This is a genomic window from Paenarthrobacter sp. NPDC090517, from assembly GCF_044769165.1.
Lineage (GTDB): Bacteria > Actinomycetota > Actinomycetes > Actinomycetales > Micrococcaceae > Arthrobacter.
Map to the genome: position 1 here is coordinate 412,048 of NZ_JBIVXN010000004.1, position 7,683 is coordinate 419,730.

At 60.1% G+C, this 7,683-nt stretch carries 8 protein-coding genes; 2 read left to right on the forward strand and 6 right to left on the reverse strand.

Annotated features, from left to right (window positions below):
- Positions 1-48: 48 nt before the first annotated feature.
- Positions 49-819 carry a uracil-DNA glycosylase gene (locus tag ACIQTW_RS15455; RefSeq protein ID WP_402938484.1) on the forward strand — a complete coding sequence of 257 codons (771 nt, stop codon included), beginning with the start codon at positions 49-51 and terminating at the stop codon, positions 817-819.
- Positions 820-893: 74 nt separating this feature from the next.
- Complete coding sequence (locus tag ACIQTW_RS15460) at positions 894-1,733, forward strand: siderophore-interacting protein (RefSeq protein WP_402938434.1); 840 nt, start codon at positions 894-896, stop codon at positions 1,731-1,733.
- Between the two features lie 56 nt (positions 1,734-1,789).
- Here the strand turns inward: ACIQTW_RS15460 and ACIQTW_RS15465 are convergent, their stop codons facing one another.
- The 6 genes from ACIQTW_RS15465 to ACIQTW_RS15490 form a co-directional block, all read right to left on the reverse strand.
- Entirely contained in the window at positions 1,790-3,277 is a 1,488-nt protein-coding gene (locus tag ACIQTW_RS15465; RefSeq protein WP_402938436.1) for a threonine/serine exporter ThrE family protein, read from the reverse strand.
- Positions 3,278-3,304: 27 nt separating this feature from the next.
- Positions 3,305-4,621: a peptidoglycan bridge formation glycyltransferase FemA/FemB family protein gene (locus ACIQTW_RS15470; protein WP_402938486.1), complete on the reverse strand. Its 1,317-nt coding sequence runs from the start codon at positions 4,619-4,621 to the stop codon at positions 3,305-3,307.
- Positions 4,622-4,731: 110 nt separating this feature from the next.
- A complete protein-coding gene (locus ACIQTW_RS15475) occupies positions 4,732-5,820 on the reverse strand; it encodes a lipid II:glycine glycyltransferase FemX (RefSeq protein ID WP_402938439.1) in 1,089 nt (362 codons plus the stop codon).
- Between the two features lie 109 nt (positions 5,821-5,929).
- The gene (locus tag ACIQTW_RS15480; protein WP_402938441.1) at positions 5,930-6,751 is read right to left on the reverse strand and encodes a DNA/RNA non-specific endonuclease; all 822 of its coding nucleotides are present in this window, start codon (positions 6,749-6,751) and stop codon (positions 5,930-5,932) included.
- 15 nt (positions 6,752-6,766) lie between these two features.
- Complete coding sequence (locus ACIQTW_RS15485; protein ID WP_402938444.1) at positions 6,767-6,952, reverse strand: hypothetical protein; 186 nt, start codon at positions 6,950-6,952, stop codon at positions 6,767-6,769.
- 107 nt (positions 6,953-7,059) lie between these two features.
- Positions 7,060-7,683: L-serine ammonia-lyase (locus ACIQTW_RS15490; protein WP_402938447.1), on the reverse strand; the 624-nt coding region annotated here is incomplete at its 5' end.

Here is a 7,683-nt window from a genome sequence, read left to right on the forward strand (position 1 = left end):
ATAACAACCGTGTCATTCGCAGGCGCGCACCGCACGGGAGACAATGGCGTGGTGACTGGCGTGGATACACTCTTTGATCTTGAACCTGCCGATGCTGCTGACCAGGGCTTCGCCGCCCTGCTCAAACAACCGCTGGAAGAGCTGATGGCCCCCGATTGGGCAGAAGCATTGCGCCCCGTTGAAGGCCAAATCCGTGAGGCACTGGAGTTTGTCGCGGGTCAATCGGCCAACGGCGCCCGGGTTCTGCCTGCTGCAAAGAACCTCTTGCGCGCCTTCAAACAGCCGCTGGCCGACGTCAAAGTCTTGATTCTCGGCCAGGATCCATACCCAACCCCGGGCCACGCAATCGGGCTATCCTTCGCAGTATCCCGCCCTACCAGACCCATCCCTCGAAGCCTCGCCAACATCTACCGCGAGCTCCACGACGACGTCGGCCTCCCGCCCCGCGTCCACGGCGACCTCAGCGCTTGGACGGAGCAAGGCGTCCTGCTCCTGAACCGCGTCCTCAGCGTCGAAGCGGGAAACGCCGGCTCCCACCGCGGCAAAGGTTGGGAAGCTGTCACGACGGCGGCAGTCACCGCCGTCGCCAACCGCACTGACGGCGCCGGGCGGCAGAGTCCGCTGGTAGCGATACTGTGGGGCAAAGATGCCGAGGGCCTGGTCCCCCTGCTGGGCGGGGCACCTTCCATCGTCTCGGTTCATCCGAGTCCACTCTCTGCATCACGAGGATTCTTCGGCTCCAAGCCCTTCAGCCGGACCAATGAGCTGCTGATAGGCCTGGGGGCTGAGCCCATCAACTGGGAATTGCCTGTTCTGTGACGCTACTCCGCCAAGGCTGTAACCTTCGACTCATACCCAGCCGACGCGCAGGTAATTAGCTTAGGCTTACCTTCATGACTGCTCTCCCCGTCACTTCGTCCGCCTCACGCAAAACCCGCCCGCAGGTAAACCTCACCGTTCTGCGAAATGAACGCCTGTCACCGCATATGGTGCGAATCGTGGCGGGCGGACCTGGTTTCAGTGACTACGCGAACAACGAATACGTGGACCGCTATATCAAGATCGTATTTCCGCAGCCGGGCGTCGAGTACGAACTCCCACTGGACTTGTGGGCCATCCGCGACACCATGCCCCGCGAGCAGTGGCCGCACACCCGCACTTACACCATCCGCTGGGTGGACCTTGAAGCACAGGAACTGGCCATAGACTTTGTGGTGCACGGCGATGAAGGACTGGCCGGTCCTTGGGCCGCCGCCGCCAAGCCCGGCGATTCGCTGATCTTTACCGGTCCAGGCGGTGGGTACAACCCCTCCCCCGATGCCGATTGGTACTTGTTCGCCGGCGACGACGCCGCGATACCGGCCATCGCAGCCTGCGTCGAGGTCCTTGCTCCTGAAGCCCGCGGAACAGTGTTCCTTGAGGTGGATAGCGAGGCCGACATTCTGCCGATTTCCGCCCCTGCCGGCGTGGAGTTGCACTGGCTCCTCCGCAAGGGCGTCCAAGCCGGCTCCAGCGAGCTGCTGCTTGAAGCCCTTCGCACTACCGAATGGTTGCCCGGACGCGTGGATGTCTTCGCCCACGGCGAGCGGGGCTACATGAAGGGACTCCGCGAGATCTTCTTCGGTCAGCGCGGCTTGGAGCGTTCGCAGGTGTCCCTGTCCGGCTATTGGGCGCAGGGCCGTGTGGAGGAAGTCTTCCAGGCTGAGAAGAAGCTCCCCGTGGGACAGATCTAGCCTCAGTCCTTAAAGCCGAACGGCGCCGCCTTCGGGCGGCGCCGTTCGTTTTGTCATTAGCGCCTGCGTACCCTGCGCCGTTCGTTGCTTGAGAGGCCCTTCGTCAGGGGCCTGGCCAGGTTGTCACCGAGCACGATGCCGGCCGCAACGCCCAGCACGATTGCACCGGCGTTGAGCATGCCACCCGCACCGAGCAGGATGTCGCCGCCTTCAACGGTTAGGGCGTACATGGAGCGGAAAATCGTCAGACCGGGCAGCAGGATCAACGCGGCCGGGACGGCCACTACAAGTTGCGGAGCACCCAGCTTGAGCGCCACAACACGGCCCAGCAGGCCGATGACCACCGCAGCGACGGCTGGCGACAAGCGGTCGCCGAGGCCTGCTTCGCCGACGCCCCACAAGACGAAGAAGCCCACTATGCCCACTGCCGCGGTCGGGAATAACAGCCGCAGTTGCGTCTGTTCGGTCACGCCGATGGCGACCACCGCGATAGCAATCAGGACTGCTTGAATCCACAAGGGATACGCGTCGGGGAATGTTTGGGTGACGTCCAGGACTGCACTGCCCATCAGCGTTCCCACCACCACGGCGACGCCAATTCCCGCAACGATTGCGCCGAAAGTGAGCAACGTTGAGAGGAAACGACCCGCAGCCGTTACCGGGAAGCCGTTGATGGCGTCTTGTACCGATGAAACGAGACGGCCGGTTGGGAGCAACAGCAGGATTCCACCTGCCACCACAATGGATGGCGCAATTTCCACACCTGCCCAACGCAACATCAGCGCGATGAAGGTGACCAGGAACGCGCACGCCATGGTGTTGAAGAAGTCAGCCGTCCGCCATCTGGCAAGTTGCCGGGAGAGCAGGCTGATAAGGATGTTGGAAGCAAAAGCGACCGCGGACGCACCGATGCCACCACCGAGGACACCCACGAAGACTGCGGCGAAAATGCCGAAGGCCATGGTGACCATCCACCGTGGGAAGGGTTTGGCACTGCGAATGATTTCATTCAGCCTGCGCACTGCTTCGTCGCGGCCCACTCCCCCGGCCACGATGTCCGTGACCAACTGGTGAACCTGGGCAAGGCCGGCGTAGTTGTTGGTCCACGAGCGCACCACACGGAGCAGCGTGATGGGCGTCTGATCCTTGGGCGCGTAATTGATGGCCACCGACTGATTGGTGATGTCCACTTCAACGTTCTTCAGGCCAAGGGCGGCAGTGACCGCAATCATGCTGGTCTCCACCTCAAGGGCACCCGCACCGTAACGGAACATGACTTCAGCAAGGTGAAGGGCGAAGTCGATGGTCTTGCGGGCCGAAGCGTCCACACCCACAACCTGGATGGTGGGGTTGGCGTAAGGACTTCCGGCCAACCGGTCCACGATGTTCATGGGCGCTGTTGGCGGGCTATCGCCTTGAACCAAGCGCATCAGCATGCGTTTGGCGTTGACATTTTGCCGGACTTGGGACGGCCGCAACGGCTGGGTCTTGGGCAACCCGTCAGTTTGGGGCCTGTTGGCGGACCCTTCGGGGCGTTCAGTCACGCGGTGATCCTCCCTTGGCTTGTGTGATTAGCGGTTCCTCCGAAATTTTCCAACTACAGGCAATTTCTCAAGAGGCAATCGTCCCAGTACTGCCTGGGCGGCCCCTGCAAGCTTCCTGACCGCACGGTAGCCGTGGAAGACAATCGGGTTCACCGGTGCTACGAAATCGCCCACCAATTGGACCACCTCGCCACCGAAGCCCTTCTTGAATTCGTACCCTCCGTGCCCGGTCTCATCCTGGCCTTGGATACCGAACGTGCCGTAGAAGTTGTAGCGCGAGTAGCCATTGTTCAGGGCGTGCAGCATCATGCCCCAGTACAACGACGTGGCGCCGTTGAAGTAGATGTAGTCCTGAACCGTGCCGCCAATGACGCACACCAGTTCGTCACCGGAGCAGGCAAAATGGATGGCCGCCACGGTAGCGACACCGACGGAATCGGGGAAACGTTCGATGTCCTTGAGGCTGCGCTCGTAGCTGTCCACAAGGTCCTGGACCACTTTGACCCGGTTGGCCTTCTTCTTGCTGCCGGTCTCCTCGACCTCACGCTTGAGGTCTGCCAAGGTCTTGGATTCGGCGTCCAGGCGCTCACTGATGGAGGCGCGGTATTCGGGAATGTTGATCTTGGCCATCATGAGTTTGGTGAACTCATCGGAGGTGTTCCGGAGGAGTTGCTCGTAGTACTCGCGTTCGCGGTACGTGAAGCCCTTCTCATCGCCGGCGGTACTCAGCGCGTTGTAGAACTCATCCAGCGTTTCCAGCGTGGCCTGTTCCAGGTAGACGCCGTTCTTCTCGGCTTTACGGATGGCCTTGCGGGTGCGGTAGTTCATGCCCATGATGAGCTCTTCGGCATCAGCGATCCCGTCCAGCTGCTTGATGAACATCCAGTTGATGTTGGCGAAGTTCATGTCGAAGCCCTGGTGCTTGAAGCCCAGGCCTTCGAACTCCTTCAGCAGGGGACGGTTGTCCTCAACTTCCGGGTGTTCGGCGCCTTCTTCGTCGCGCGCAATGTACCGGATGTTGGGCGAGATACGCAGCTCGGCCGCCTTCTTCGAAGCCGCATGCTTTTTCAACTGCTCGACGACGAAGCGCACCACTGTGGGGTCGCTGTAGTCCATCAGGGGACCCTTGGCGCAGTCTGCGGTTTTGTAGCCCAGGCGGTTGGACGAGTAGACGAGCTTCCCCGCAGCAATGAGGCTGTCGCCGCGCGTCACACCAAAAAGCTCTACTTCCTGGCCACGGGCACGCTGGAACCGCGTGAGGTCCATGGACTGGATGAAGCTGCCCTGAGGGTGTCCCTTGGCGAATGTCTCGAAATCAGCGTCACTGAGAATCACGAATTCCATGTCGGTTCCAGCCTCGATCGGAGTCAAAGAAATTACCTCACCTAAAAAGTAGATTGCACCCGTTGGTGGCCGGGGCGGGCCTGAAGTTTGTTTGCTGGCTGTGGTGGCCGTCAGTAGAACTGGCCGCCGGTACGCATGGTTTCGAGCCGACGGAAGATGCGTTCCGCACCCTTGAGCCACAGCCTGTGGCGGACAGGTCCCAGGACATGGTCATAGCAACCCACAAAATCCGTGACGGTCTTGGTGAAGCTCGTCTTGAACAATCCCATGCCGTACAGGGGGTGGGTCTTGTCCTTGATCCTTGCGGCGGGGGGCGTGCCACAGAAGTCGTACTCCACGCATCCGAGTTCCTGCATTCGTTGGATCGCCGCCCACTGGGCCAGGTGGGAGTCACCGTACTGCTTGCGGTTCTGGGTGGAGCCGCCGTCCTTGTACGTAGCTTTGGATCCGTAGTTGATGACGAAGGCACCGACACTCGGTGCACCGTCTTCGTGGATGAAGAAGAAGTGTCCCTGGCCGCGGCTGCAGAACTCTTCCCAGAACTTGGAGTAGTACTCATAGCTTCGCAACGGCATGGCGCCCTTGGCGTTCACGGTGTTCTGCATGAGGGCGTAAAGCTTGCGGTAGCTGTCTTCGCCAGGCTCAGCCTGAATCACCTCGCAGCCCTCGCGTTCAGCCCTGCGAACTGCGTTGCGGGCACGTGAGGAAATACTGCGCAAGACTTCATTTGCGGGTGCTGAAATGTCCAGCAAGGCCGTGGAGTCATTGGACTGGATATTGGGAGCCTTCACCAAACCAGCGGCTTCAAGTTCTCCCACGGCCTCAGCCGAGTCCACAATGTCAGGCTCGATCTTGATGGTGAAGACGTTCATCTTCTTCTCGCGGGCCAGGGCGGCCACTGCTTTCAGGGCGGGCTGGATGTCGCTGGCATTTTCGACGTCCGGTCCCTTGATGAGGTACCAGAGCCGCCCCATCACGGGAAACTTCTTCTCCAGGAGCAGGTTGTAGCTGCTGTAGTCCTGGGTCTCGATGACGAGCCGGCGGACCAACCAGCCGTTACCGTCCTTGACTGCCGCGTAGGCGTCCGACTGCAGCATGTTGCCGCCGTTCGGATTCGCCGTGACGTGCTTGTCCCAGTTATCGATTTCCTCGGCGGTGGCAAAGCGGGCGGTAAATTCTCGCAAGGTGGCCGTGTCCAATCTCAGGGTTTTAGTGCAGTGTTCAAAAGCGTAGTGCGCATGCGGACATGCAGCCCCAAGTCTATCGGGGTATGTGGATATCCCCCGATTCTGCTGGTTTACCAAGGGTTTAGAGCCTGATCTGGTCTGCCGTGCTCAGCCTGATGGCCTTCGGTTCCACGCCGGATTCCCGTTGGCCCCTCACAAGGCGGTCCGCATTGATGAGCCTGCTGAGGCTGAGCCCGGTGAGGTCCGCGATCTGACCGATGGGTACTTGGAACGTCCGGAATGGTCCCAGCGGCGGTGGCTCACCTTCAAGGAGCCGGCGGCTGATCACCTTTTTCAGCTCTACTTTGCCCAGCATCGGCGACTGGTCTAAAACAAAGCCCACGCTGGCCAACTTGGCATTATTGGTCCATGCCGCGATCTTCCAGAACTTTCGAGGGATCTGAACTCCCCTATATACAGGATCGTCATCGAGGAACACCGGCCCTGTGAACACGCTCAGCTTTGCTTCATGCACGTCGGCGTGGCCCAAAACATGGTCTTCGAGCCCTACCCAGAGTTCTTTGCCTTGATTGAAGTCATCAATCTGTGGTGCCGCGTTGGTATAGGCAAAGGTGTCCTGGTTGGCTTTTTTGGCGGTTGCGGCGTCGCCCCACACGGGATCCAGGCGCCGGACCAAGTGCCCGCGATCAAAGGCGTTGCCCTTGTACAGATCCGGTCCCGCCTGATGCTCCCGGGGGATCCTGTCATCCAAATGCCACGATCCCTGGCGGGCCAGGGGTATCAGTTCTTTGCCATTGATGTTCACACCCACAATCGCTGCGAGCTTCCGGGACGCCCGGAAGCGTACAGAAAAATGGGTGTAGTCCAAAAGTGTCGTAGTTGCCGACGGACTGGGCAATTCAAGCCGTGTCCGCAAAAAGTCCCTGCTGTATCCCCCGCTCATGGATACAGCATGGCATCAGCGACCGACAGAAATAGGGCGTCGGGCCTTTCGCCTCTCTAGGAGTGCCAGCACGATGCCCACCAGCGGCCCAGCCACAGGGGCTGCGAACGCCAGCACCACCAACGCAATCCGGACTCCGGGTGAGAAGGATTTAGTACTGAGTACCAGAATCAGGGCAGCCATGACCAAGAGAACCGCCATTGCTCCGACTCCCAGTACTGCGGCCTCCCAAACCGTTGGAATTATGGGATTTACTTCACCATTCATGCGTTCCCCCAAGACATGTTCTGAAGTCACAGGCTACAGATTCAGCATTCGACGACGTTGACGGCGAGGCCACCCATCGCGGTTTCCTTGTACTTGGAGGACATGTCCTTGCCCGTCTCACGCATGGTCACGATCACCTCATCCAACGACACCCGGTGCGTCCCATCACCCCACAAGGCCATCTTCGCCGCGTTGATCGCCTTCGCAGCAGCAATCGCATTCCGCTCAATACACGGAATCTGCACCAACCCCCCGATCGGATCACACGTCAACCCCAGATTGTGTTCCATCGCGATCTCCGCCGCGTTCTCCACCTGACCCGGAGTACCACCCATCACCTCAGCCAAACCCGCAGCAGCCATCGACGACGCCGAACCCACCTCACCCTGACAACCAACCTCAGCCCCCGAAATGGACGCCTGCTCCTTATACAACACACCCACCGCACCCGCAGTAAGCAAGAACTTCACCACCACATCATCCCGGTCCTGCTGCGTGGCCTTATCCATCCCCGGCGCATAATTCAACGCGTAATACAACACCGCCGGAATAATCCCCGCAGCACCATTCGTCGGCGCCGTCACCACCCGACCACCAGAAGCATTCTCCTCATTGACCGCCAACGCGATCAGGTTCACCCACTCCTGCCAATACTTCGGATCATT